Below are 21821 nucleotides of genomic sequence, written 5' to 3'. Positions count from 1 at the left end.
TGTCTTAGACCGACTGCCGCAATGCCGTGCTGTTGTGATAGATTCGCCCATCGGCCACATCGAGCAGCGTTGCTGCCACGCGGTCGATATCGGCTTCGCTCATGTCGTGATAGCTGGGCAGGTTGATTGCGCGGCCCGGAATGCTCCAGGCGTTCTCATTCTCGGGTCGATCCTCGAACATGGAAAGGCTGGAGAGGGGATGAAAGAAGACGCGCGCGTCGATATTAGCGGTCTCGAACGCCTGCTGCATCATCTCGCGGGTAATACCCGTCGACGGATGAAAGACCGCGGTTGGCATCCACGCGCCGTTGATGGTGCCGTTGTATTCGGGGTTCATCGAGATGCCGGGCAGGGCGGAAAGACGGATCATATAGGCGGCGAGGATTTCCCGCTTGCGGGCGACGAGCTCTTCGATGCGATCGAGCTGTGCGCAGCCGATGGCCGCCTGAATGTTGGACATCTTGTACTTGAAGCCGATCGCGTCAGGCCAGAACTGCTTGGTCTGGCCGCGGGCGCGGCCGTGGTTGCTGAGCGTCAGCACCCGTTCGTAAAGCGCGGCGTCGTTGGTGACGAACATGCCGCCTTCGCCCGTCGTTAACGTCTTCGTGCCGTGGAAGGAGAAAGTGCCGAAGGTGCCCATCGAGCCGGCGCGGCCGCCATGCGAGACGGAGCCGATCGCTTCGGCCGCATCCTCGATCACCGGAATGCCCGTGCGCTTACTGATCTTGAGCAGCGCATTCATGTCGCAAAGATTGCCGTAGATGTGGGTCGCGATGATCGCCTTGGTCTTCGGGGAGATGTGCCGCTCGACCTCGCCTGGATCGATGCACCAGGAATCCGGGAGCACGTCGACGAAGACCGGCTTGGCGCCGAGATGGACGATCGGCGAAACGGTGGCGACCCAATTGGTATCAGCGAGGATGACTTCGTCGCCCTCGCCGATGCCGAGCGCAGCCAGGCCCATGTGCATGGCGCCCGTGCAGCTCGATGTCGCGATGGCGAAGTCGCTACCGAGATAGGTCTTGAAGTCGCGTTCGAAGCGGTTGATGTAGTCGTAGCAGCGTGCGCCCCAGCCTGTCGCCGCCGCATCCGTGGCATAATCGGTCTCAAGCTGGGTGATGGAAGGCTTGGTGTAGAAGATCCTGTTTGTCATGCCGCTAATTTCTGTTGAATTGAAATCAAGACGCAGGCGCCCGCCACGACGCTAGTTTCCGAAACTGGCGCGAGGCTCACATGATGATGTTCCGGGCAAGATCGTGCTCGTGGAAGACGAGATTGGGCAGGTAGCCGACTGCCACAAAATAATCCCGGTCGCTTGCGATGCTGACGAAGACAGCGGTGCTTTCCAGCGGGCTGTCTGTGAGCTCCTTTGTCACTTTCACCTTTTCGCTCAACCCGAGTTCGCGCATCAGATTTTCGAGGGCCGCCACCTCTGTGAAACCAGCGAGAAGCAGCGTATCGATGCCGATTGCCGAATTCACCTCGCTGACCAGTGTCTGAATCGAGACCATCAGCGGCAGCCTTTCGCGGAAAGGACGGATTTCCGGGTGGTCGAGCATCCCGCCCCACATGATGCGGGTATAGAGCTCATAGGCCTTGATGAAATTCTTGCGGACCGCCCAGAAGCGGAAGGCGACCGCCATGCGATTGAGCGTGAAGATCCTGCACATCTCGTCATATTTGAGACGCGTCTCGGGCGTGAGGATCAGCGCCCCGCGCTTGACGGCCGTATAGAGGAAATATTCAAGCCCGCCGCGATAGCGATCCCAACTCGTCATGACGTCGTTGGTACCTTCCTGCGGGCGGTCACGGGCGATCGCCGAATTGGCGATAGAGCGGTAGAAGGGCCGCTGCAGAAAAGTCACCGCGCCCTGATCGAGAAAATGCGCAAGGAACGCGAACGGGTAGAAGCAGAATTCCCGCGGGATCCAGGCCGACCGCAGGGTCGACGAGCGGTAGATCGCGATTTCCGGAAAAATGTGGCGTTCGCAGATATATTGGAAGACGTCGCCGAAGGCGCCGTGCGGAAACTTCCGATCCTCGTCGACATTGTAGAACTTCGCGATGTCGGTTTTGGCGACCTCATCGTAGAGGAACCACGGCGCATGGGCGCAGGTCACTTCCCGATTATAATCGAGATATCTGATGGTTTCGGCCACCGCATCGGCGATCAGGATGTCGTCGTCGGCGAGGTAGATCAGGTATTCGCCCTTGCCGAGGCGCAGCGCGCTCGTGACGTTTGCTCCGGCGCCGGCGTTGGTTTCACGCTTGTAGTAGCGGATAGGCAGACCGCGACCGATGAATTCCTCGACCACCTGCTGCGTGCCGTCCGTGGAGGCATTGTCGCAGATGACAATCTCGAACGGAAAGTCGAACTTGTATTCGTTCTCGCAGTAGGTGAGGGAGTTTCTGAGATAGGCTTCGCGATTATATGTCGGGATGCAGATGCTGAGTTTGATGCCGCTCAAAGGCCTGTCTCCTGGCCGTAGCTATCAAGCGCGGCGTCGCGTTCGCTGATGACGCTCGGCGTGAACGGCCAGGCGATGGAAAAGGCGGGATCGTCCCAGCGGACGCCACGGGCAAGTTCCGGTGTATAGGTTTCGGACATCTGGTAGAAGAGTTCGCAGTCATCCTCGAGCGTCAGGAAGCCGTGTGCGCATCCGGCAGGTATATAGAAGGCGTTGTGACTGCTAGCATCGAGCTCCACCGCGGCCCATTCGAGATAACTCGGCGAATCTGGCCTGAGATCGAGCGCCACGTCGAATACTCTGCCGCGTGTAGCGCGCACCAGCTTCACCTCCGGCCGCGGCTCGGCCTGGTAGTGCATGCCGCGCAGCGTCCCGCGTCTATGGTTCTGGGAGACGTTGCACTGGGGGTAGACGGGCACGAGACCATACGCCGCGAAGGTCTGGGCGTCGAAGGTTCGTGCGAACATTCCCCGGTCGTCGCAGCGCGCGTCGACTTCCACGACAAAGGCGCCCGAAACCGCGGTCGGAAGCAATTTCATCCGAGCACCGTCAATTCCGGCACGGCAACTGCGAAGCGCCCGCCCCAGGCGCTGATCCTGCTGTTGGCTGCAACGACTTCGTTCTTGATGTTCCAGGGCAGGATCAGCACGTAATCTGGCTGCGTCTCTTCCATTTTCTCCGGCGCGTAGATCGGCAGCTTGCTCCCCGGCAGGAAATGCCCCTGCTTGTGCGGGTTGCGGTCGACGACATATTCGATGAGATCCGTGCCGACGCCGCAGAAATTCAGCAGCGTGTTGCCCTTGGCGGCAGCGCCATAGGCGGCGACCTTCTTGCCGCTGCGTTTAGCTTGATCGAGGAAGGCGAGCAGGCCATCCTTGATCGGGGCTACGCGGTTCTGGAAGGCCTCGTAGATCTCGACCTTGTCGAAGCCGGCCGCTGCCTCATCGGCGCGCAATTTGGCAAGGCCGCGCCCGATTGCGTAAATGCTGGACGTTGCACGGCAAGCCAGAACCCGGAGGCTGCCGCCATGGGTCGGCAGTTCTTCTACGTCGAACACCTTGAGGCCGTGCGCCGCGAAGATTTTTTCGACGGCCAGCAGCGAAAGATAGTAGAAATGCTCGTGGTAGACAGTGTCGAACTGGATGTTTTCCATCAGCCGCAGCAGGTGCGGGAATTCGACACTGACGACACCGTCGGGCTTCACCAAGGCCGAAAGCCCGCCGACGAAGTCGTTGATATCGGGCACGTGGGCCAACACGTTGTTGCCGATGACGACGTCGGCGGCGTGCCCGCGCGACACCAGATCCGCAGCCGTTGCCTTGCCGAAGAAGCGCGCCTCTGTCGGTACGCCGATGTCACGCGCGACCTCGGCGACGTTTTCGGCCGGTTCGATGCCGAGCACCGGCACTCCGGCCTCGACGAAGTGTTTCAGCAGATAGCCGTCATTGCTGGCCACCTCGATGACCTGTGATGTCGGGCCGAGGCCAAAACGCTCGCGGGCCATGAGGGTGAACTGGCGGGCATGCTCCACCCAGCTGTCGCTGTAGGAGGAGAAATAGGCATAGTGACTGAAGATGTCCTCGGGCGGGACGAAGGCATCGGCCTGCACCAGCCAGCACTGCGAGCAGACGAAGGCGCGCAGCGGATAGGATGGCTCCGGCTGCATGAGCTGCTCTTCCGTCAGATAGGCATTGGCGAGCGGCGTCGAGCCGAGGTCGACAAAACGATGCTTCAACGGAGCGTCGCAAAACCGGCAATTGTGAGCTGTCATGATACTGTTTCCTCATATGCCGCGATCTGGCCGAGCGAGAAGGCGCGCATGTCTTCGCCCTCGCGGTTGGCCTTGTACCAGGCGGCAGTCCAATCGATGGTCTGTTGCAGGCTGAGGCGCGGGCGCCAGCCGATGGTGTCGAGCGCCAGCGCCGAGCTCAGCGTCAGTGCTGGCGCTTCCGGCAGATGTTCGCCCGGCGCCGGGCGCCATACATCTTCGACGCGGTGCGCGCGTCCGAGCGCCTCGGCAAGCTCGGAAACGGTGGCGAAGCTCTCGGGGTGCGGACCGAAATTCAAGGCGTCCGGCAAATTGCGGCCACGGTCCTCAGTCAGCGCTTGTGCGAAGCGGAGATAACCGCCGAGCGGTTCCAGCACATGCTGCCAGGGGCGGATCGCTTCGGGATAGCGCAGCATGATCGGTTCGCCGCCTTCGAAGGCGCGGATGAAATCCGGGATCAGCCGGTCTCTGGACCAGTCGCCGCCGCCGATGACATTGCCGGCGCGCACCGTGGCGAGCCTGAGATCGCGTCCCTTGAAGAAGCTGTCACGGTAACTTTGGCAGACCAGCTCGGTGCAGGCCTTGGAATTGCTGTAGGGATCCTTGCCGCCGAGTATATCGGTCTCGACGAACGGGATTCCGCTGCCGTTATTGGCATAGACCTTGTCCGAAGTGATGACGAGCACGGTCTTGACGGTGGGCGCCTGCCTGACGGCATCGAGGACATTTGCCGTTCCCATGACGTTGGTCGAGAAGGTCTCGGCCGGGTTCTCGTAGGAGCGCCGCACCAGCGCCTGCGCGGCCATATGGATGACGATTTCCGGCTCGAAGCGGCTGGAGAGAGCAAGAAGCGCCTCGCCATCGCGGATATCGACGATATGATGACGGCGATCGTCCCAGGGAGCGAGTTTGCGGTAGAGCGACGGTTCGGTCTCGGGCGCCAGCGACACCGCGGTGACCTCTGCGCCGAGCCGCTCCAGCCACAGGGAAAGCCAGGAACCCTTGAAGCCGGTGTGCCCCGTGAGAAAAACCCGCCGCCCCTTCCAGAAGTCCGTCAGGCCCATAGCTTCCACGGCGCCTTTCCGGAATTCCAGAGTTCTTCCAGATGGGTGCGCTCGCGCAACGTGTCCATCGGCTGCCAGAAGCCGTCATGCTTGAAGGCGGCAAGCTGGTTGTTGGCGGCAAGCCACTCCAGCGGCCCGGCTTCCCAAATCGTGTCGTCGCTTGGGATGAGATCGACCACGGAAGGGTCGAGCACGAAGAAGCCGCCGTTGATACGCTGGCCGTCGCCCCTCGGTTTCTCCACGAAGGAGGTGATGTACTGGCCTTCGATGTTCGTGGCGCCGTAACGTCCAGGGGGGGTTACCGCACACATCGTCGCCTTCAGGCCGTGATCGCGATGGAAGGCGACTTCGGCGGCAATGTCGATGTCGCCGACGCCGTCGCCATAAGTCATGCAAAAGGGTTCGCCGGGTGTCAGATGGTCGCGAATGCGCCCGAGACGGCCGCCAGTCATTGAATGCATGCCGGTATCGACCACGGTCACGCGCCAGTTCGGTCGTTTGCCGCCATGATAGTTGATGCTGTTGGCGCCGAGATCGACGGTGATGTCGCTGTGGTGCAGAACAAGGTTTACGAAATATTCCTTGATCATATAGCCCTTGTAGCCGGCGCAGATAATGAAATCGTCGAGGCCGTGATGGGCATAGATGTTCATGATGTGCCAGAGGATCGGCATGCCGCCGATTTCGACCAGAGGCTTGGGGCGGATACTGGTTTCCTCGGCAAGACGAGAGCCAAGGCCACCGGCGAGAATTACGACTTTCATCCCAAGCGAACTCCAGAGTGTCTAGCCAAGCTTTCCGTCCATCTTTGAGCCGCCCGGGCTCTTTTCAGACGGAACGGCGGTATTTCATCCTTCTCCCGGTATCCGATTTCGTTCTTGTGCGAGGCTTGCAGCACTGGAACGGGCCTGCGGATTCATGGATGCCGGCTCGCGCTGGCGGCAACGCCGTGACCGGCATCAGGAACAGCGTCGAGGGTTTCCGGAGCGGCCGAAGTTAACATGAGCGTTGTGAAGGCCGCTTCGCGAGAGGACCGGTTGACGGCACGCTTCTTGCATTGTTACTAATATTCTAACCCTTGGGGAGAAAGTGCCATGCAATGGAACACATCGGCGGATTTTGCGCCTCTTGTTCTCTTTCTCGGCGGCCGGCAAAAGCGCAGGATCGTCAGGACGCTGCGCGACGCCGCCGAAGTGCTGATGGTGGACTGGCCGTTTGAAGACGGAGAGGAATATGTGGTCGCCGTGAAGGCTTGTGCCGATGCCATCATCGGCCAGATCGGCATGGACGAACTCCGGGAATTGCTTCTCAGCGCCGCCAGAGAAGCCGGCATGGGGGTTCTAACCGTTATTCCCGATAGCCGGAAGCCGGCGCCCCATATGGCCGCGTGAGCGAACATCGACGGACCGCTTCGATGCTGCCAACAAAGTGTCTGGATGGTAGGGGACGTCATTTAGACATCAGGCAATAAAAAACCCGGTAAACCGGGCTTCTTTGGGTTGTTTCTGGACCGCTTTTAGCGGCCTGAAACGGGAATGGTGCCCAGAAGAGGACTCGAACCTCCACACCCTTTCGGGTACCAGCACCTGAAGCTGGCGCGTCTACCAATTCCGCCATCTGGGCGACGGAGAGCGATGTAAGGGGGCGGCTTCTGACTGTCAACTGGGTTTTTGAAGTTTTTCTGACAGTTGACGAAAAAGCAGCCGGCCGCCCGCGGGGGAGCGGCCGGGCGCAGGCATAGCGCTCCGGTCGCCACGCCCTATATAAAGGAAATATCGAAAGGAATGCTTCATGCACTCTTCCCGCACACTTCTGCTTGCCGGTCTTTTAGCCCTTCTCGCGCCAGCTATGGCCGGTGCTGATTCGCTGAAGCTGGGCAAGCCCGGGGTCGGGTCGCTCAACACCGGATCGACGCTTTGCGATTTTCGCGGCTGCTTCGGTTTCGGGCCGCAGCAATGGCATCGCCCGGCCTATGTTCAGCCGAATTACCGGCCGCGTGGCGCGACGGGACCGACCTATTACCAGCCGGGCGCCGCCGGGCGGCCGCAGCTGACCTATGATCCGCCGCCGGTTCGCCGGGTGCAGCCGAACGCTCCGAACAAGCATATAGCCTGGTGCACCAATGAATACCGCTCCTACAATCCGAGGACGGATCATTTTCTCACCTATGAAGGCGTCTACAGGGTCTGCCGCTCGCCCTATCGCTGAGCGGGTCCGCTCAGCTTTCCAGCGAGGCGCGGTCGACATGGCCGAGATCGCGGCCGGGCTCGACGATGTCGCGGACGCGCTGCTTCAGCTCCTTCGGCCCGGGAAAGCCGCCGTCGCGCTTGCGTTCCCAGATGAGATCGCCGTTGACGCGGATCTCGAAATTGCCGCCGGTGCCGGGGATCAGCGCCACCTCGCCGAGACTGTCGGAAAAAGTGTGCAGCAGCTCCTGCGCCATCCAGGCGGCGCGCAGCAGCCAGTTGCACTGGGTGCAGTAGAGGATCGAGACGCGGACTTTTTCGGTCATGGCAATTCCTTTCGTTCAGCTTTGATGTAAGCCCAGTCGCAGGGCTGCGCAATTGCCCCCACACGTGTCTTGCAAGCCGCCTTCCGGCATGGTCTTTTCCCGTTGTCATCAGTTCGGGGAAGCTTATGCGAGTCGCAGTCGTCGAAAATATGAGGAATACCAGCCTCGGCGCGCTGGCCACGGCGCTCGACGAGGCGGGAGCTGAGATCGAATGGTTTCGCGTGTGGCGGGACGGCATCCGGCCGCAGGATATGGAGGCCCACGACGCGCTGATCGTTCTCGGCGGCGAGCAGAGCGCGCTGGATGACGAGACACATCCCTACCTGCCGGAGCTCGCCCGGCTTTCACGCCGCTTCGGCGATGCCGGCAAGGCCGTGCTCGGTATCTGCCTCGGCAGCCAGATCCTCGCCCGCGCCTATGGCGCCGACAATCTGTTGGGCGCCGCCCGCGAGTTCGGCTGGCATAACATCGGCGTCACCGGCGAGGGGCGGGCCGACCCGCTGCTACAGGCGCTCGGCGGCGAATTCACCATCTTCGAATGGCATGCCGATAGCTTCACCCTGCCGGAGGGCGCCGTCCGTCTCGCCACCAGTCCCGTCGCCGAGAATCAGGCCTTCCGCATCGGCCGCGCCGTCTACGGCACCCAGTTCCATTTCGAGGCCAACACAAGCGTCGTCGAGGAGTGGAAGGCCGATTTCCCCGATACGATCGAGCGCATCGCCCCCGGCTGGCTGGAAAACCATGCCGAACTGGCGGCAAGGCATGGCGGTGCCGCCGATGCCGCCGGCCTTGCCATCGCCCGTGCCTGGGTCAGCCTGATCGAACCGCAGGAGATCGTGATGCTGTCGCAGGCCTCGGCGTGAGGGGCGACGCGATGCCGGCAAGCGAACGCGAGAAGATGGCCGCGGGCGAATGGTATTGCTGCCTCGACGACGCGCTCGATCTCTTGCGCCGGCAGGCGCGCCGAGCCGTCCATGCGCACAATACGATGCCGCCGGACGAGCGCGGCGCGATGGCGCCCGCCCTGAGGGCGCTCTTTGCGCAGGCGGCGCTGGATGTCTTCATCGAGGCGCCGTTTCACTGCTCCTACGGCATCAATATCCTTCTCGGCGAACGCGTCTATTTCAATGCCGGCTGCACCATCCTCGATTCCGGCCGGGTGACCATCGGCGACCGCAGCATGTTCGGCCCCGGCGTGCAGATCTATTGCGCCGAACACCATAGGGATGCGGCACTTCGCAGCCGGGGCATCGAGATCGCCCGGCCGGTCACGATCGGCAACGACGTGTGGATCGGCGGCGGCGCCATCATTCTCGGTGGCGTGACGATCGGCGATGGCGCGATCGTCGGCGCCGGTGCCGTGGTGACGAAGGATGTGCCGGTGGGCGCGACGGTCGTCGGTAACCCGGCCCGCATCCGTTAAGCCGGTGTGCCGCCTGTCCCGCAATAACCTTCCCATCTCGACAGTCAGAATCACTCCGCTAGATGAGAAAGCGAAACGGAGGGAACCATGCGCAAAATGAATCTACCCATGGAAGGCGGCTGCCGCTGCGGCCGGGTGCGGCTGAAGGTCAGTGCGCCGCCGCTGCTCACCATGGCCTGCCATTGCACCGGCTGCCAGAAGATGACGGCGAGCGCCTATTCGCTGAGCGCCGCCATCCCGAGTGAGGGCTTCGAGGTCACCAAAGGCGAGCCGGTCATTGGCGGCCTGCATGGCGTCACCAAACATTATTTCTGCCCGCATTGCATGAGCTGGATGTTCACCCGGCCGGAAGGCATGGACTGGTTCGTCAACCTGCGCGTGACCATGCTCGACGATATCAGCTGGTTCACGCCCTTCATCGAGACATGGACAAGCGAGAAGCTGGCCTTTGCCGAGACCGGCGCGGTGCACAGCTACGCTGCGCTGCCTGAGATGCAGGCCTTTGAGGGGTTGGTGAAGGAATATATGGCGGGGAGCTGATCTCAGAAGCCTTGGAAAAGAAAATCCAGGGCGCCCGTGATGGCATCGCTCTTGCCCGATAGATCTGCGATCGCTCTTGCTATTTCGGTGGTCGGGATCGACGCCATGCGCTGAGTTGCCATGACATAGATTTCATCCTCGATAGCAAAGCGTGGGTTCAGTCGTGAGATCGACCAGCTCAGTTCTTGCACCGGATGCAGCGGAACCATGACTCGCGAAGGCAGGTCGTCAAGGAGATTGGCTTGAAGATCGATGGCCAGGACATTCCCGGTTTTGAGGCGATAGACGTGAAAGCGTGCCATTAAAACTGACGGTACTTGGCGAACGGCAAGCCGTGCTTTTCAACATATTCGTTTTCCAGCCGGATAGCCTCAGCATTCTCGATACGCCACAGCCGCTCGCGTTCCGCCTTTATGGCCTTGGCGATTCCATCTTCCGCCGCCCTGGATATGTTGATCTTGAGTTCGCGTGCCTGAGAGACCAGACCCTCGTCAAGGGAAAGGTTTGCTGCTTTTCTTGCCTGCAGAGCCATGACGATCTCCTCGATCTTATGCGCAAATCATATGCGCATAAGACATTGCTGAGAAGTCTTATTCGTCGCCCATCTTCAATGCCGCGATGAAGGCTTCCTGCGGAATCTCCACCTTGCCGAACTGGCGCATGCGCTTCTTGCCGGCCTTCTGCTTGTCGAGCAGCTTGCGCTTGCGGGTGGCGTCGCCGCCGTAGCATTTCGCCGTCACGTCCTTGCGCAGGGCCGAGATCGTCTCGCGGGCGATGACGTTGCCGCCGATCGCGGCCTGGATCGGGATCTTGAACATGTGCTTCGGGATCAGCTCCTTGAGCTTCTCGCACATGTCACGGCCGCGCTTTTCGGCGGCGGTGCGGTGCACCATCATCGAGAGAGCATCGACCGGCTCGCCGTTGACGAGGATCGACATCTTCACGAGGTTGCCTTCGCGGTGGTCGGTGAGGGTGTAATCGAAGGAGGCATAACCCTTCGAGATCGACTTCAGCCGGTCGTAGAAATCGAAGACGACTTCGTTGAGCGGCAGGTCGTAGGTCAGCATGGCGCGCGTGCCGACATAGGTCAGCTCGATCTGGATGCCGCGCCGATCCTGGCAGAGCTTCAGGATGCCGCCGAGATAATCGTCGGGCGTCAGGATCGTCGCGCGGATCCACGGCTCGTGGATTTCGGAGATTTTCACGACATCGGGCATGTCAGCCGGGTTGTGCAGCTCGCGCTCCGACCCGTCGGTCATGAACATCTTGTAGACGACCGAGGGGGCGGTGGCGATCAGGTCGAGGTCGAACTCGCGCTCCAGCCGTTCCTGGATAATTTCGAGATGAAGCAGGCCGAGGAAGCCGCAGCGGAAGCCGAAGCCGAGCGCAGCCGAGGATTCCATCTCGAAGGAGAAGGAGGCGTCGTTGAGGCGAAGCTTGCCCATGGCGGCGCGCAGATCCTCGAAATCGGCGGCATCGACCGGGAAGAGACCACAGAAGACGACCGGCTGCGCCGGCTTGAAGCCCGGCAGCGCTTGCGCCGTCGGCCGCTTGTCCTCGGTGATCGTATCGCCGACGCGGGTATCGGCCACTTCCTTGATCGAGGCGGTGATGAAGCCGATCTCGCCGGGGCCGAGGCTGTCGACATTGACCATCTTCGGCGTCAGCACCCCGACGCGCTCCACCTGGTATTTGGCATCCGTGCCCATCATGCGGATCGTCTGGCCCTTGGTCAGCACGCCGTCGATGATGCGCACGAGAACCATGACGCCGAGGTAGGTGTCGTACCAGCTGTCGACGAGCAGCGCCTTCAGCGGCGCTTTGTCGCCGCCCGGGCTCTTCGGCGCCGGCAGCTTGTTGACGATCGCCTCCAGCACATCGGGAATGCCGAGGCCTGTTTTGGCCGAGATCAGCACGGCCTCCGAAGCGTCGATGCCGATCACTTCCTCGATCTGCTCCTTGATCCGGTCGGGTTCGGCGGCCGGCAGGTCGATCTTGTTGAGGACGGTGACGATCTCGTGATTGTTGTCGATCGCCTGATAAACGTTGGCCAGCGTCTGCGCTTCCACGCCTTGTGAGGCGTCGACGACGAGCAGCGAGCCCTCGCAGGCCGACAGCGAGCGCGAAACTTCATAGGCAAAGTCGACGTGGCCGGGCGTGTCGATCAGGTTGAGAATGTATTTCTCGCCGCTGTTCGCCTGGTAATGCAGGCGCACGGTCTGGGCCTTGATGGTGATGCCGCGCTCGCGCTCGATATCCATATTGTCGAGCACCTGCTCGGACATTTCGCGCTCGGCCAGGCCGCCGGTCGTTTGGATCAGCCGGTCGGCCAGCGTCGATTTGCCGTGGTCGATGTGGGCCACGATCGAAAAGTTGCGGATATGGGATAGCGGAGTGGTCGAATTGGTGCTCATGCGCGCCATATAGCAGCGCCGCCCCCTGCCGCAAAGCGGTAATTATCCTGCTGTTTACGCTATTTTGCGGGCCGGTCGCACGCCTGTCAGACCGGCCACGCGTCCAGCCGCCAGGCCGAATCCCAGAACATCCATTCATATTGCGAGGCGCGCACGAAAACATCCATCATCTCTATGCGCTCCGTCGGCGAGGCGGCGCGGGCGGCGATGTCGGTCAGCGCGATCACTTCGCGGGCGCCGGCTGCAAATTGCGGGTCGCCATAGGTGTTGATCCAGGCCTGGAAGGCATTGCCCTCGACAACAGGCCGGTTTTTGATCGCCTCGCCGACGTGCCAATAGATCCAGAAACAGGGGAGGATGGAAGAAAGCGCCACCGCGTAGGAGCTGTGATAGGCGGTGGCAAGCAGGAAATTCGTATAGGCAAAACAAGCGGGCGAGGGTTCGGCTGATGTCACATCCTCGGAGGAGATGCCGAACTGGGTGAGGAAGCCGGCATGCAGGCCCTGCTCGACGGTGATCGCCTTCTGGGCCGAGCCGAGGAAGCGCAGCACCTGTGCATTGTCGGGCGCCTTGGCCGCGACGATGGCGAGGCATCGGGCATAGTGCTTCAGGTAGAGTGCATCCTGCAGGATGTAGTGCCGGAAAACCTCCGGCGGCAACGTTCCGTCCGAAAGCCGTGTCAGCAGCGGTAGCACCTCGATCTCGGCCATCACAGGCGCGATCCGGTCCCAGGCCGCGGCCGTGAAGCTTCCCGTCGCGTCCATGCTCTGCGTGCTGGCGTCCATCATTCTCTCCTCGGATTTCGCTGTCATATATCGATGCCGGAGTGGTGAAAGCAAGGCACGACCTGCCCCATGGAAACCGACTTGATTCCATCGTCGGATAATGTATTTCTCTTATAGTAGAATTGGGGGAGCAGAAGATGGAACGCGAACTCGATCTGGCGATCGGCATCCGCATCCGCAAGCTCCGGCTGCAAAAGGCTTTGACGCTGGATGATCTTGCCGTGGCCTCCGGCGTCAGCCGGGCGATGATCTCGCGCATCGAGCGGGCGGAGGCGAGCCCGACTGCCTCGCTGCTGGCAAGGATTTGCGCCGCGCTTGGCCTGTCGCTGTCGGCCTTCTTCGCCGAAGAGGGAGAGCAGGCCTCGCCGCTGGCCCGCCGCCAGGAACAGCAGGTCTGGCGTGATCCGGAGACCGGTTATCTCAGGCGCTCGGTTTCGGCTCCAGGCACCGCCTCCGATGTCGATATCGTCGAAGTCGAATTCCCTCCCGGCGCCCGCGTCAGCTTTCCCCCGCATGCCGCATCCCATGGCATGACGCAGCATATCTGGCTGTTCGACGGCGAACTGGAGATGACGGCGGGCGAGGTGGTCTACCGGCTGCGTCCCGGCGATTGCCTCTTTATGCCCGTTGGCGAGGGTCATGTCTTCCATAATCCCGGCAACGCGCCGGCGCGCTATTGCGTCGTGCTCGATCGCGGCGGCCGATGACAGCTTCATTTCAGGAGAACAGCATGCCGGACATTCGTACCCTTTCCGCCGAAGAGGCGCGCGCCGCCGTTCCTGCTCTGTCGGCGGTGCTGGCCGATTGCGTCGCCGGCGGCGCCTCCGTCGGCTTCATGCAGCCCTATGGGCCTGATGATGCCGAGCCCTATTGGCGCGATGTCGCCGACGCGGTCGCCGCCGGCGCCAGCCTGCTGCTGGTCGCCGAACTGGAGGGCCGGATCGTCGGCACGGTGCAGGTGGGGGCCGCGCAGATGCCGAACCAGCCGCATCGCGGCGATCTGAAGAAGCTGCTGGTGCATCGTTCCGCCCGCGGGCGCGGCTTTGCCCGGCTGCTGATGGAGGCCGCCGAACGCGAGGCGGTCAGATGCGGCAAAACCCTGCTCGTGCTCGACACCGCAACTGGCAGCGAGGCCGAGGCGATCTACCCGCGCCTGGGCTGGCAGCGCGTCGGCGTCATCCCCGATTATGCGCTGTGGCCGGAGGGTGGCTTCTGCGACACCACCCTGTTCTACAAACGGCTCGCCTGAATGCGCCCGCGCCGCCTATACCCACTTTGCGAAGATGGGAAGCGTTCCGGCGAGCGTCGCGCCCGCCGTCCATTGCGCCGCATTCCAACCGAACTGCCGCGCCGCTTCGACATTCGCCGCCATGTCGTCGATGAAGGCGATTTCCCCAGGCGGCACGCCGGCACGTTCGGTCGCCAGCCGGAAGAAGTCGGGCGAAGGCTTGCTGTGTCCGAGCGCTGCCGAATAGAGGATGTCGTCGAAATGTTCGCCAAGGCCCAGCTGCTCCATCAGGTAGCGCGCCCGCCTGTGCTCCTGGTTGGTCGCCAGGAAGAGTGTGACGCCGCTTTGCCTGAGCACGGCGAGATCCGCCAGCAGATTGCGGTCGAGGCGGGAATCGTTCTCGAACCAGTAGTCGATCAGGACAGCGGCGCCGAGATGCGGCGCGATTTTTGCGAGCACCTCGGCGAGCCTTGGTTCCAGCGGCTCGCGGCCGATGATGATGTCACCCCAGCACGTCTGGAAGAATTCCTGTTGCAGCAGGTCGGGCCGCAATCCGAGATCGCGCTCGAGATAGGTGAAGTGGGGCAGCCCGTCGGCCCGACGACCATGAATGAGCACACCGTCGACATCGACCATCAGCACCGTCATGCGGAAATTTCCTTCGGTCTTCAAACATCGGGAAGGTGAAGTCATCCCCGGTGTCGATCAAGGGCGACGCGCCGGCTTTTTTGTCGCGGCCGAGCCATGTAAGTCTAGAATTTAAATCGAGGACGAATCCGAAATGCGCGTCATCTATTCCGAGGACCATAAGCTGCGCGATGCCAGGACCGAGCTCCATGCCGGCCAACTGGTGACGCCTTTCGAGGCGCCGTTCCGGGCCGAATGGATCCTGGCAGCGGTGAAGGAAGCGGGTTTCTGGGATATTGTGGCGCCGGATGCGCATCGGCTGGAGACGGCCCGGAAAGTGCACGATCCCGCCTATCTCGATTTCCTCGCCACCGTCTGGGATCGCTGGGTGGCGGCTGGCTTCACCGGCGAAGCGATCGCCAATTCCTTCCCGGTCCGCCGCACCAGCCAGCGCGTGCCCGACAATATCGTCGGCGCGATCGGCCATTATGCCAATGCCGCCGATACCTCCATCACCAATGGCTCCTACGAAGCGGCGATCGCCTCGATGCGCTGCGCTGTGACGGGCGCCGATTGGCTGAATGCCGGCAACCGTTTCGCCTTCGCACTCTGCCGCCCGCCCGGCCATCATGCCGGCATCGATCTCTTCGGCGGCTATTGCTTCATCAATAATTCCGGCGTCGCGGCCCAGCGTCTGCTCGATCACGGCGCGAAGAAGGTCGCCGTATTGGATGTCGATTTCCATCACGGCAACGGTACGCAGGATCTCTTCTATCACCGAGGCGATGTCTTCACCGCGTCGCTGCATGGCGATCCCATGCATGCATTCCCCTATTTCCTCGGCCATGCCGACGAGGAAGGCGAGGGGGAGGGCACTGGGGCCAACCGCAACTATCCGATGCCACCTCACACGCCCTGGCAGGTCTGGTCTGCGGCGCTTGCCGATGCTCTTGCCCGTATCAAGACCTTCGGCGCAGAAGCGATCGTCGTGGCCCTCGGCGTCGATACTTTCGAGCGTGATCCGATCTCCTTCTTCCAGCTGAAATCGGAAGACTTCATTCGCATGGGAGAGATGATCTCCGCCGCCGGCCTGCCCGTCGTCACCTGCATGGAGGGCGGCTATGGCGTGCCGGAGATCGGCCTCAACGTCGCCAATGTCCTCAAAGGTCTGGAAGCCTGATTGCTTGATATGACCGACGAGACCGTTCCATCCGACATTCCGACGCCTCGCATGCTGAGCTGGGCCCGCAACTCCGCCATCTATCAGCTCGAGCGGCGGATGATGACGGAAAAGCAGCTGTTTGACGCCATCACCCGCAAGGCAAAGGAGAAGTTCGAGGATATCGGTGCGGCGCAACTCAAGGCCATTGCCGATTTCGCCGTCAAATTTGCCTATGACAGCAAGGTGCTCGACGATAACGCCTATGCCGAGATCAGCACGCGCTCTGCGGTGCGCGGCGGCAAATCGAAGCGCGCCATCGCCCAGAAGCTTGCCGCCAAGGGTGTCGCGAGTGACAAGGTCGAGGCTGCGCTTGGAGAGGCCGACGATCTATATGCCGCAGCGATATTCGCCCGCAAACGCGCCTTCGGCCCGTTCCGCCGGGTCGAGCTTGACGAAAAACGGAAGGCCAAGGAGCTTTCGGCTTTTGCCCGCAACGGCTTCGGCTTCGACATCGGCAGGAAGGTCTTCGAGATGAGTTTCGAAGATGCCGAAGAGGTCATTCTTGCCGGCCGTCGCTGATGTCGCATCAAGGCTCTTTCTGACTGGATCAGAAGTTTGAATTTGTCGCTCGCAAGCCGTCTTCGTAAAGAAGAGCGCACAATCGGGGGCGAGCATGGAAGAAAAAGTAAATGGCGGAGCGGGCACGCTGACCGCGGAGGCATCGACAGCATTCGGCGGCGTGGCGGCCGGCGGGCTGATGTGCCTCATGTCCATGTCGTCGATCCAGTTCGGCGCGGCATTGTCCTCCTCGGCCATCACAACCTATGGACCGGCCGGCGCCAGCTGGCTGCGGCTCGCCTTTGCCGCCATCATTCTCGCCGTCTTCGTGCGGCCGCGCATCGTCAGCTACACCAGGGCGCAATGGACGAGCGCTCTGGTTCTCGGCACGACGACCGCGCTGATGACCATGAGCTTCTTTGCGGCGATCGAGCGCATTCCGCTCGGTCTTGCCGTGGCGATCGATTTTCTCGGGCCGCTTTCCGTGGCGACCATCGGCTACGGCCTCGGCCGGCGTCTGATCTGGCCCCTCCTTGCCGGGCTTGGCGTTCTGGCTCTCGCCCATAACGGCGACGGCTGGGTTGGCAATCTCGAGGGTATTCTTTTTGCGCTCGGCGCGGGAACCGGTTGGGCGATCTATATCGTCCTGACGAAAAAGATCGGTGCGAGCTTCAAGGGGCTGGAAGGGCTCTCGATGTCGCTGATGGTTGCCGCACTGGTCGCGACACCCTTCGGCTTTGCCGGCGCCGTGCCGGCGCTCGATGGCTATGGTCTGATTGAAATGGCGGGTCTTGCCATTCTGGTGCCGCTGCTGCCCTACACGCTGGAACTGATCGCCTTGCGGCGGATGCCGACGGCCGCCTTCGGCATTCTGATGAGCCTGGAACCGGCCATTGCCGCGCTGGCGGGCTTCGTCATCCTGGCCCAGCCGATGACGCTTCTGCAGATGGCCGGAACGGCGCTGGTCGTCGCCGCAAGCGCCGGCGCGACCTTTTCTGCCAGGCAATAAAGATCAGCCCGTCTTCTTCGCGGGATCGTCGAGCGCGGGATTGTAAAACAGCGAGAGCGTCAGGCTTTTGGCGATGCGTTCCGCCGTCGCCATGAACCATTCCTTGGCCTCCTGTGAGGGCGCGACATCGTCGAGCGTTGCGGTAAACAGCGCCAGCCATTTCGGAAAGAGATCGGGCGTCAGCTTCGAAACGCCGGTGTGGGCCTGCACCGGCTTGCCCCCATAGGCGCCGCTGCGGAAGGCGACGGCCGACCAGAAGCTCTTCATCTTCTCCATATGCTCCGGCCAACGGCCGGAGAGCCTGGCATCGAACACCGGCCCGAGATCGGGGTGCTCCAGCACGCGCCCGTAGAAAGTCTCGACCAGCCTGTCGATGAAGGCCTCATCGACGCCCATCGCCCGCATTTCGGCCTCCGCCCTTTCGCGGATCGCCGCGACATGGGCAGGGCGGCCCTGAATCTCATTGTCCATCATAAACCCCGGCGCCGCGTGATGCGGCAGTCCTCATATAGGTGTTTGTGGCGGCGAGCCAAAGTCGCCTGTGCCGCTTGCGGCAATCTGTCAGCAGGCCTGCGGCATGCCCTTGACCGTCACCGCCGCCTTCTTTAGATTTAGAATTATTCTAAATCATTGGAGAAAGTTATGCTGGCGCGGTTTTTCAGATCCTCGAAACGGTCTTTCGAGTCGCTCTCCGAACAGGAAATCCTCGCCCTTGCGATCGCCTCCGAGGAAGACGATGCCCGCATCTATCTCGCCTATGCCGACAGGCTGCGCCGCGAATTCCCGGCCTCGGCCAAGGTCTTCGAGGATATGGCCGAGGTCGAGGACACGCATCGCAAGTCGTTGTTCGAGATCCATCGTCAGCGCTTCGGCGAGCGCATTCCGCTGATCCGCCGCGAGCATGTGCACGGCTTTTATGAACGCAAACCCGATTGGCTCAGGGCAAACCTGTCGCTGGATGCGATGCGGCAGGAGACCGAAGCCATGGAGGAGCAGGCCTACCGTTTCTATGTCGAGGCGGCAAAACGGACTTCGGACGCCTCGACGCGCGAACTTCTCGGTGATCTCGCGCTTGCCGAACAGGGGCATGAAGATATCGCCCGCATGCTGGGCGACAAACACACGCCCGAGGATGTCAAGCGCGACGAGAACGAGGCGGTGCATCGGCAATTCGTGCTGACCTATGTGCAGCCGGGTCTTGCCGGGCTGATGGACGGCTCGGTCTCGACACTGGCGCCGATCTTCGCCGCCGCCTTCGCCACGCAGGATACCTGGCAGACCTTCCTCGTCGGTCTTTCGGCCTCCGTCGGCGCCGGTATCTCCATGGGCTTCACCGAGGCCGCCCATGACGATGGCAAGATTTCCGGCCGCGGCTCACCGGTCAAGCGCGGCCTTGCCTGCGGCATCATGACGGCGCTCGGCGGCCTCGGCCACGCACTGCCTTACCTCATCCCGCACTTCTGGACCGCAACGATCACCGCCGCAATCATCGTCTTCTTCGAACTCTGGGCCATCGCCTTCATCCAGAACCGCTACATGGAAACCCCCTTCCTGCGCGCTGCCTTCCAGGTCGTGCTCGGCGGCGGCCTGGTGCTCGGCGCCGGCATTTTGATTGGGAATGGGTGAGTTGCGGTCGGGCGAAGCCCGAGCAATCGATCCAGTGAATCGATTGCAGCAACGAACGCCCTGAGCCTAAAGCGAAGGGCCGGGAAACGGTGGGGCAACCAATACCTTATCTCATACGATGGTGCGGCATAGCGATCAGCCCTCATCGGGACTGGAAAGAGCGCATCTGCATCTCCGAAAAGCAGAAGACCGGCTTTCGCCGGCCTTCTTTCCCCACATTCCCCCCGGAAATCCCTACCGCAGCGCGCCGACCAGAACGTCGCGGCCGTTCTCGATCGTAACCCAGCGGCCGGCATTGTAGCTCGACTGGCGCTTGACGAACGAATAGGGCGTGCCGAACCACGGCTTGACGTCGGAGGCGAGGTTGTCGAGCACGAAATCGCCCTCGGCGGTGCGCAGCGTCAGCACGGCATGACCTTCGCCGTCGGGCTTGCGCACGACAGTCATCAGCAGGTCGGCTGCCGAAAAGCCGCGCTGGATCAGCATGCGGCGCTTCAACAGCGCGAAATCCTCGCAGTCGCCGGCGGTGGTCGGGTAGGCCCAGACCTCGTCCTTGCCGTAGATTTCCTTGTCGGTCATCGGCGTGATGGTGCGGTTGACGGTGGCGTTGACCGAACGCACCAGCGACCACTTCGCCGAGGTCATCTCGACCGGGCCGGAATTGCGGTTTGCACCGCACTCACTGCGGTGAATCTGACAGAAATCATAGTGTCCGATCGGCTGGGAGGTGGCATTGCCCGTCACCATGGAAGCATTTCTGCTGGGGGCCGGTATTGCGGCCGTCGCCATCGCAAACATGGCCATCATGGCCACAAAAATACCCTTCATCCGCACGCCCGATCTTTCTCGCATCGCCCCTTATTTATTAACAAAGTGTTAATGGAGAGGCCCGAGAAGAGTCAATCGTTACTTCTTGGGAGCGCCTTGCGACTCGCCGATATGGTTAAAATGCAACAAGTTCGGGAGCGTATTTGGGGTCGCTACTCTTCAGGCGGGCATCTTCCTGTCAGCCGATGAAGCGAGGATGCCTTTGACGGCGCTGAGGAGAAGCGCGATATCGCCGGGGCGGGAAAGGCGGTGGTCGCCGTCGCGGATGAAGGTCAGCACCACGTCGTCGGCGGGAAGATGTTCGACCAGTTTCATCGCATGCGCATGCGGCACGTCGGCATCTTTCATGCCTTGGAGGATATGCACCGGGCAGCCCGTTTCGATGATGCCGTCGAGCACCCGGTTTTCGTGGCCGTCCTCGATCAGCGCCTTGGTATAGATATTCGGCTCCGGGCTATATTGCGAGCGCTCTTCGAAATAGCCGCGCTCGGCAAGCGATTTGCGCTCCTTGGCCTTGAGGTTCGGCTCGATCAGTTCTGAGGTGAAATCCGGCGCCGGCGCGATGAGCACCATGCCCACCAGCTTCGGGCCGCCCTGCCGCGCAAGTTCCTGCGCCAGCCTGAGCGCGATCCAGCCACCCATCGAGGAGCCGACGAGGATCACCCGTTCAGGCGAGACATGACGGATGACGGCCAGCGCCTCCTCCAGCCAGCGCGAGATCGTGCCGTCGCTGAAGCTGCCGCCGGAAAGCCCGTGGCCGGAATAGTCGAGGCGGATGCAGGCAAGCCCAAGCTCCGCCGCCAGCCCGTCGAGTTCGACTGCCTTGGTGCCGCTCATGTCGGAGCGATAGCCGGATAACCAGACGAGCGCCGGTGCGTCGCCACCGGCTTGGGCCGAACGGACGATGATAGCGATATCACGCGCCGCCTCGCCCTCGCCGACCGTCAGGAACTGCGGCTGGGCATTCGGCATCTGATCGGACATCGGCGAAACTCCTGTTGTTTTGGCCTATAAAACAGATTCTTGGCAGGCTGACAGCGGGTGATTTTTCCGCTAAAGGATGATATTGACTCCGTTGCAGCAATGACGCGACACGTTTGTGCACCCAGATCGGGAGCGCGAGGCTGCAACATTCCGAAAACAACGCGAGGAGAATACGACCATTCGCAGACCTTTTAAAACCGACGCGCCCGTGAAGGACGGACCGCGCTCGAACCGTGAAATCCGCATTCCCAAAGTTCAGCTGATCGGAGCTGACGGCGAGAATATGGGCGTCGTGCCTACCGACCAGGCCTTGAGAATGGCAGAGGAAGCCGGCCTCGATCTCGTCGAAATTTCCCCTAATGTCGAACCGCCTGTGTGCAAAATCCTCGATCTGGGCAAGCTGAAATATGCCAACCAGAAGAAGGCTGCCGAGGCGCGCAAGAAGCAGAAGATCGTCGAAGTCAAAGAAATCAAGATGCGCCCGAACATCGACACCCATGATTATGAGGTGAAGATGAAGGCGATGGGTCGCTTCTTCGATGAAGGCGACAAGGTCAAGGTGACGCTGAAGTTCCGTGGCCGTGAAATGGCCCACCAGGAACTCGGCATGAAGCTTCTGCAGCAGGTCAAGGCTGATACGACCGAGTTCGCCAAGGTCGAAGCCGAGCCCAAGCTCGAAGGCCGCCAGATGATGATGGTACTGGCGCCGAAGTAAGCGCCAGGCACCTTTTCGCCCCAAGGCCGTCCGCAAGGGCGGCTTTTGTGCTTTCGGCGCTTGTACTTTCGGTCCTAGTACTGGAGGGCGAAGATTCCTCCGCAGCCCCC

General features: G+C 61.7%; 28 protein-coding genes and 1 tRNA gene. 13 read left to right on the top strand and 16 right to left on the bottom strand.

Annotated elements, in window-relative coordinates; translation table 11 throughout:
• Positions 1-4 precede the first annotated feature (4 nt).
• The 6 genes from FFM81_RS19930 to rfbF all read right to left on the bottom strand — a co-directional run bounded on the left by FFM81_RS19930 (position 5) and on the right by rfbF (position 6064).
• A complete protein-coding gene (locus FFM81_RS19930; RefSeq protein WP_003571048.1) occupies positions 5-1153 on the bottom strand; it encodes a DegT/DnrJ/EryC1/StrS family aminotransferase in 1149 nt (382 codons plus the stop codon).
• A 76-nt stretch (positions 1154-1229) separates the two neighbouring features.
• Positions 1230-2468: a glycosyltransferase family 2 protein gene (locus tag FFM81_RS19925; RefSeq protein WP_003571047.1), complete on the bottom strand. Its 1239-nt coding sequence runs from the start codon at positions 2466-2468 to the stop codon at positions 1230-1232.
• Positions 2465-3007 carry a dTDP-4-dehydrorhamnose 3,5-epimerase gene (gene rfbC, locus FFM81_RS19920; RefSeq protein ID WP_003571044.1) on the bottom strand — a complete coding sequence of 181 codons (543 nt, stop codon included), beginning with the start codon at positions 3005-3007 and terminating at the stop codon, positions 2465-2467. Before rfbC ends, FFM81_RS19925 begins: the two co-directional genes overlap by 4 nt.
• On the bottom strand, positions 3004-4239 hold the full coding sequence (locus FFM81_RS19915) for a class I SAM-dependent methyltransferase (RefSeq protein WP_003571041.1): 1236 nt from the start codon (positions 4237-4239) through the stop codon (positions 3004-3006). The genes rfbC and FFM81_RS19915 overlap by 4 nt, the downstream gene beginning before the upstream one ends.
• Positions 4236-5300 carry a CDP-glucose 4,6-dehydratase gene (gene rfbG, locus FFM81_RS19910; protein ID WP_138385455.1) on the bottom strand — a complete coding sequence of 355 codons (1065 nt, stop codon included), beginning with the start codon at positions 5298-5300 and terminating at the stop codon, positions 4236-4238. Before rfbG ends, FFM81_RS19915 begins: the two co-directional genes overlap by 4 nt.
• Positions 5291-6064 carry a glucose-1-phosphate cytidylyltransferase gene (rfbF, locus tag FFM81_RS19905; RefSeq protein WP_003571038.1) on the bottom strand — a complete coding sequence of 258 codons (774 nt, stop codon included), beginning with the start codon at positions 6062-6064 and terminating at the stop codon, positions 5291-5293. The genes rfbG and rfbF overlap by 10 nt, the downstream gene beginning before the upstream one ends.
• 330 nt (positions 6065-6394) lie before the next feature.
• On the opposite strand from rfbF, the gene FFM81_RS19900 reads away from it, so the two are divergent.
• Entirely contained in the window at positions 6395-6691 is a 297-nt protein-coding gene (locus FFM81_RS19900; RefSeq protein ID WP_003571037.1) for a DUF982 domain-containing protein, read from the top strand.
• A gap of 145 nt (positions 6692-6836) precedes the next feature.
• Here the strand turns inward: FFM81_RS19900 and FFM81_RS19895 are convergent.
• Positions 6837-6923: transfer RNA gene (locus FFM81_RS19895), tRNA-Leu, on the bottom strand.
• A gap of 168 nt (positions 6924-7091) precedes the next feature.
• Between FFM81_RS19895 and FFM81_RS19890 the strand changes: the two genes are divergently transcribed.
• On the top strand, positions 7092-7508 hold the full coding sequence (locus tag FFM81_RS19890) for a BA14K family protein (RefSeq protein ID WP_003571036.1): 417 nt from the start codon (positions 7092-7094) through the stop codon (positions 7506-7508).
• 10 nt (positions 7509-7518) lie between these two features.
• Here the strand turns inward: FFM81_RS19890 and FFM81_RS19885 are convergent, their stop codons facing one another.
• Positions 7519-7812 carry an Rdx family protein gene (locus FFM81_RS19885; protein WP_003571034.1) on the bottom strand — a complete coding sequence of 98 codons (294 nt, stop codon included), beginning with the start codon at positions 7810-7812 and terminating at the stop codon, positions 7519-7521.
• Positions 7813-7937: 125 nt separating this feature from the next.
• Here FFM81_RS19885 and FFM81_RS19880 point away from each other — a divergent pair, with 125 nt between their 5' ends.
• From FFM81_RS19880 to FFM81_RS19870, 3 genes are all read left to right on the top strand, one after another.
• Positions 7938-8675, top strand: a complete 738-nt coding sequence (locus FFM81_RS19880) for a type 1 glutamine amidotransferase (RefSeq protein WP_003571031.1) — start codon at positions 7938-7940, stop codon at positions 8673-8675.
• Positions 8676-8686: 11 nt separating this feature from the next.
• Positions 8687-9235: a sugar O-acetyltransferase gene (locus FFM81_RS19875; protein ID WP_138385375.1), complete on the top strand. Its 549-nt coding sequence runs from the start codon at positions 8687-8689 to the stop codon at positions 9233-9235.
• 87 nt (positions 9236-9322) lie between these two features.
• Positions 9323-9775 (top strand): GFA family protein, encoded by a 453-nt coding sequence (locus tag FFM81_RS19870; RefSeq protein WP_003571028.1) that lies wholly within the window; start codon positions 9323-9325, stop codon positions 9773-9775.
• A 2-nt stretch (positions 9776-9777) separates the two neighbouring features.
• Here the strand turns inward: FFM81_RS19870 and FFM81_RS19865 are convergent, their stop codons facing one another.
• The 4 genes from FFM81_RS19865 to tenA all read right to left on the bottom strand — a co-directional run bounded on the left by FFM81_RS19865 (position 9778) and on the right by tenA (position 12974).
• Positions 9778-10077: a CcdB family protein gene (locus FFM81_RS19865; RefSeq protein ID WP_003571026.1), complete on the bottom strand. Its 300-nt coding sequence runs from the start codon at positions 10075-10077 to the stop codon at positions 9778-9780.
• Positions 10077-10307: a type II toxin-antitoxin system CcdA family antitoxin gene (locus tag FFM81_RS19860; RefSeq protein WP_003571025.1), complete on the bottom strand. Its 231-nt coding sequence runs from the start codon at positions 10305-10307 to the stop codon at positions 10077-10079. Before FFM81_RS19860 ends, FFM81_RS19865 begins: the two co-directional genes overlap by 1 nt.
• 58 nt (positions 10308-10365) lie before the next feature.
• Positions 10366-12198, bottom strand: coding sequence for a translation elongation factor 4 (gene lepA / locus FFM81_RS19855; protein ID WP_003571022.1), 1833 nt, complete (start codon positions 12196-12198; stop codon positions 10366-10368).
• 77 nt (positions 12199-12275) lie between these two features.
• On the bottom strand, positions 12276-12974 hold the full coding sequence (gene tenA / locus FFM81_RS19850) for a thiaminase II (RefSeq protein WP_138385376.1): 699 nt from the start codon (positions 12972-12974) through the stop codon (positions 12276-12278).
• A 137-nt stretch (positions 12975-13111) separates the two neighbouring features.
• Between tenA and FFM81_RS19845 the strand changes: the two genes are divergently transcribed.
• Together FFM81_RS19845 and FFM81_RS19840 are read left to right on the top strand one after the other, a co-directional pair.
• Positions 13112-13681, top strand: a complete 570-nt coding sequence (locus FFM81_RS19845) for a helix-turn-helix domain-containing protein (RefSeq protein WP_003571018.1) — start codon at positions 13112-13114, stop codon at positions 13679-13681.
• Between the two features lie 23 nt (positions 13682-13704).
• Complete coding sequence (locus tag FFM81_RS19840; protein ID WP_003571016.1) at positions 13705-14223, top strand: GNAT family N-acetyltransferase; 519 nt, start codon at positions 13705-13707, stop codon at positions 14221-14223.
• Positions 14224-14238: 15 nt separating this feature from the next.
• On the opposite strand, the gene FFM81_RS19835 is transcribed toward FFM81_RS19840, so the two are convergent.
• Positions 14239-14850, bottom strand: a complete 612-nt coding sequence (locus tag FFM81_RS19835; RefSeq protein ID WP_003571013.1) for an HAD-IA family hydrolase — start codon at positions 14848-14850, stop codon at positions 14239-14241.
• Between the two features lie 133 nt (positions 14851-14983).
• On the opposite strand from FFM81_RS19835, the gene FFM81_RS19830 reads away from it, so the two are divergent.
• The 3 genes from FFM81_RS19830 to FFM81_RS19820 all read left to right on the top strand — a co-directional run bounded on the left by FFM81_RS19830 (position 14984) and on the right by FFM81_RS19820 (position 17558).
• A complete protein-coding gene (locus FFM81_RS19830; protein WP_003571012.1) occupies positions 14984-16009 on the top strand; it encodes a histone deacetylase family protein in 1026 nt (341 codons plus the stop codon).
• Between the two features lie 9 nt (positions 16010-16018).
• Positions 16019-16570, top strand: coding sequence for a recombination regulator RecX (gene recX, locus FFM81_RS19825; protein ID WP_003571010.1), 552 nt, complete (start codon positions 16019-16021; stop codon positions 16568-16570).
• Positions 16571-16664: 94 nt separating this feature from the next.
• On the top strand, positions 16665-17558 hold the full coding sequence (locus FFM81_RS19820) for an EamA family transporter (RefSeq protein WP_003571009.1): 894 nt from the start codon (positions 16665-16667) through the stop codon (positions 17556-17558).
• A gap of 3 nt (positions 17559-17561) precedes the next feature.
• Here FFM81_RS19820 and FFM81_RS19815 read toward each other — a convergent pair whose 3' ends face one another.
• Positions 17562-18029, bottom strand: a complete 468-nt coding sequence (locus tag FFM81_RS19815) for a group III truncated hemoglobin (RefSeq protein ID WP_003571007.1) — start codon at positions 18027-18029, stop codon at positions 17562-17564.
• A gap of 171 nt (positions 18030-18200) precedes the next feature.
• On the opposite strand from FFM81_RS19815, the gene mbfA reads away from it, so the two are divergent.
• A complete protein-coding gene (mbfA, locus tag FFM81_RS19810) occupies positions 18201-19184 on the top strand; it encodes an iron exporter MbfA (protein ID WP_003571005.1) in 984 nt (327 codons plus the stop codon).
• 234 nt (positions 19185-19418) lie between these two features.
• Here mbfA and FFM81_RS19805 read toward each other — a convergent pair whose 3' ends face one another.
• Positions 19419-19988, bottom strand: a complete 570-nt coding sequence (locus FFM81_RS19805; RefSeq protein ID WP_244597478.1) for a transglutaminase-like cysteine peptidase — start codon at positions 19986-19988, stop codon at positions 19419-19421.
• Here FFM81_RS19805 and FFM81_RS32790 point away from each other — a divergent pair.
• A complete protein-coding gene (locus tag FFM81_RS32790) occupies positions 19918-20064 on the top strand; it encodes a hypothetical protein (RefSeq protein WP_244597479.1) in 147 nt (48 codons plus the stop codon). The genes FFM81_RS19805 and FFM81_RS32790 overlap by 71 nt on opposite strands.
• Positions 20065-20171: 107 nt before the next feature.
• Here FFM81_RS32790 and FFM81_RS19800 read toward each other — a convergent pair whose 3' ends face one another.
• Positions 20172-20996 (bottom strand): alpha/beta hydrolase, encoded by an 825-nt coding sequence (locus FFM81_RS19800; RefSeq protein WP_003571001.1) that lies wholly within the window; start codon positions 20994-20996, stop codon positions 20172-20174.
• 178 nt (positions 20997-21174) lie between these two features.
• Here FFM81_RS19800 and infC point away from each other — a divergent pair, with 178 nt between their 5' ends.
• The gene (infC, locus tag FFM81_RS19795) at positions 21175-21711 is read left to right on the top strand and encodes a translation initiation factor IF-3 (protein ID WP_012559640.1); all 537 of its coding nucleotides are present in this window, start codon (positions 21175-21177) and stop codon (positions 21709-21711) included.
• Positions 21712-21821: the final 110 nt, after the last annotated feature.

Origin of the sequence: Rhizobium hidalgonense (assembly GCF_005862185.2) — a bacterium.
Classification (GTDB): Bacteria; Pseudomonadota; Alphaproteobacteria; order Rhizobiales; family Rhizobiaceae; genus Rhizobium; species Rhizobium hidalgonense.
This window is presented reverse-complemented; position numbering and strand designations above follow the sequence as displayed.

Bases quoted from the DNA above. Each gene is read 5' to 3' on its own strand.
- FFM81_RS19830 (WP_003571012.1), top strand. From the start codon at position 14,984: ATGCGCGTCATCTATTCCGAGGACCATAAGCTGCGCGATGCCAGGACC.
- FFM81_RS19840 (WP_003571016.1), top strand. From the start codon at position 13,705: ATGCCGGACATTCGTACCCTTTCCGCCGAAGAGGCGCGCGCCGCCGTT.
- FFM81_RS19930 (WP_003571048.1), bottom strand. From the start codon at position 1,153: ATGACAAACAGGATCTTCTACACCAAGCCTTCCATCACCCAGCTTGAG.
- rfbC (WP_003571044.1), bottom strand. From the start codon at position 3,007: ATGAAATTGCTTCCGACCGCGGTTTCGGGCGCCTTTGTCGTGGAAGTC.
- FFM81_RS19875 (WP_138385375.1), top strand. From the start codon at position 8,687: ATGCCGGCAAGCGAACGCGAGAAGATGGCCGCGGGCGAATGGTATTGC.
- FFM81_RS19820 (WP_003571009.1), top strand. From the start codon at position 16,665: ATGGAAGAAAAAGTAAATGGCGGAGCGGGCACGCTGACCGCGGAGGCA.
- tenA (WP_138385376.1), bottom strand. From the start codon at position 12,974: ATGGACGCCAGCACGCAGAGCATGGACGCGACGGGAAGCTTCACGGCC.
- FFM81_RS19845 (WP_003571018.1), top strand. From the start codon at position 13,112: ATGGAACGCGAACTCGATCTGGCGATCGGCATCCGCATCCGCAAGCTC.
- FFM81_RS19890 (WP_003571036.1), top strand. From the start codon at position 7,092: ATGCACTCTTCCCGCACACTTCTGCTTGCCGGTCTTTTAGCCCTTCTC.
- FFM81_RS19885 (WP_003571034.1), bottom strand. From the start codon at position 7,812: ATGACCGAAAAAGTCCGCGTCTCGATCCTCTACTGCACCCAGTGCAAC.
- lepA (WP_003571022.1), bottom strand. From the start codon at position 12,198: ATGGCGCGCATGAGCACCAATTCGACCACTCCGCTATCCCATATCCGC.
- mbfA (WP_003571005.1), top strand. From the start codon at position 18,201: ATGCTGGCGCGGTTTTTCAGATCCTCGAAACGGTCTTTCGAGTCGCTC.
- FFM81_RS19870 (WP_003571028.1), top strand. From the start codon at position 9,323: ATGCGCAAAATGAATCTACCCATGGAAGGCGGCTGCCGCTGCGGCCGG.
- FFM81_RS19900 (WP_003571037.1), top strand. From the start codon at position 6,395: ATGCAATGGAACACATCGGCGGATTTTGCGCCTCTTGTTCTCTTTCTC.
- FFM81_RS19805 (WP_244597478.1), bottom strand. From the start codon at position 19,988: ATGGCCATGTTTGCGATGGCGACGGCCGCAATACCGGCCCCCAGCAGA.
- FFM81_RS19815 (WP_003571007.1), bottom strand. From the start codon at position 18,029: ATGGACAATGAGATTCAGGGCCGCCCTGCCCATGTCGCGGCGATCCGC.
- rfbG (WP_138385455.1), bottom strand. From the start codon at position 5,300: ATGGGCCTGACGGACTTCTGGAAGGGGCGGCGGGTTTTTCTCACGGGG.
- FFM81_RS19835 (WP_003571013.1), bottom strand. From the start codon at position 14,850: ATGACGGTGCTGATGGTCGATGTCGACGGTGTGCTCATTCATGGTCGT.
- FFM81_RS19880 (WP_003571031.1), top strand. From the start codon at position 7,938: ATGCGAGTCGCAGTCGTCGAAAATATGAGGAATACCAGCCTCGGCGCG.
- recX (WP_003571010.1), top strand. From the start codon at position 16,019: ATGACCGACGAGACCGTTCCATCCGACATTCCGACGCCTCGCATGCTG.
- rfbF (WP_003571038.1), bottom strand. From the start codon at position 6,064: ATGAAAGTCGTAATTCTCGCCGGTGGCCTTGGCTCTCGTCTTGCCGAG.
- FFM81_RS19915 (WP_003571041.1), bottom strand. From the start codon at position 4,239: ATGACAGCTCACAATTGCCGGTTTTGCGACGCTCCGTTGAAGCATCGT.
- FFM81_RS19860 (WP_003571025.1), bottom strand. From the start codon at position 10,307: ATGGCTCTGCAGGCAAGAAAAGCAGCAAACCTTTCCCTTGACGAGGGT.
- FFM81_RS19865 (WP_003571026.1), bottom strand. From the start codon at position 10,077: ATGGCACGCTTTCACGTCTATCGCCTCAAAACCGGGAATGTCCTGGCC.
- FFM81_RS19800 (WP_003571001.1), bottom strand. From the start codon at position 20,996: ATGTCCGATCAGATGCCGAATGCCCAGCCGCAGTTCCTGACGGTCGGC.